This window comes from Acinetobacter sp. CIP-A165 (assembly GCF_000367985.1).
In the GTDB taxonomy this organism is placed as follows: domain Bacteria; phylum Pseudomonadota; class Gammaproteobacteria; order Pseudomonadales; family Moraxellaceae; genus Acinetobacter.
In genome coordinates, this window is sequence record NZ_KB849202.1 from 743,400 (window position 1) to 744,211 (window position 812).

1 CRISPR repeat array is annotated in these 812 nt (G+C 45.1%).

The features are described from left to right. Window positions 1-3 precede the first annotated feature (3 nt). Window positions 4-753: a CRISPR direct-repeat array (repeat unit 29 nt; unit sequence TTTTCTAAGCTGCCTATGCGGCAGTGAAC). The last annotated feature ends 59 nt before the right edge of the window (window positions 754-812 follow it).

Consider the following 812-nt stretch of genomic DNA (forward strand, 5'->3'; position numbering starts at 1 on the left):
GGAATTTCTAAGCTGCCTATGCGGCAGTGAACTGAATACACCAGCACCGCCTGACGAAACAGATTTTCTAAGCTGCCTATGCGGCAGTGAACTTAGCGGGCTTTTTTATTGCGGTCGTTGGTTTTTTCTAAGCTGCCTATGCGGCAGTGAACATGGATGAGTTAAACAACTTGCCTGCTGAAAATTTCTAAGCTGCCTATGCGGCAGTGAACACGTAAGAATTTAGAGCTTGAACGGTTGCCAATTTTCTAAGCTGCCTATGCGGCAGTGAACAATAATTCGTAATCCAATAGAATTGTGCGTCTTTTCTAAGCTGCCTATGCGGCAGTGAACTGTCATCTAAACCAACGCGTGTGACAGTTTTGTTTCTAAGCTGCCTATGCGGCAGTGAACTTGAACAAGCTGGTGCTAAATACTTTGGGCTTTTTCTAAGCTGCCTATGCGGCAGTGAACTTCGTGTTGATAATGCAAGCACTACGGTTGCTTTTCTAAGCTGCCTATGCGGCAGTGAACCATATACGCCTGAAACAAGCGAAAAACTTTTCTTTCTAAGCTGCCTATGCGGCAGTGAACAATAACCCGATGGGCATGCTTCATCGTTTGGATTTTTAAGCTGCCTATGCGGCAGTGAACCGTCAGCATCCTAATTTTTTACGCGACCTATGTTTCTAAGCTGCCTATGCGGCAGTGAACATGGTTGGAATCCTAAAACCGTCACACGTGTTTTTCTAAGCTGCCTATGCGGCAGTGAACATCGACATATTTTTGAGAATTAACATTACGTGTTTCTAAGCTGCCTATGCGGCAGTGAA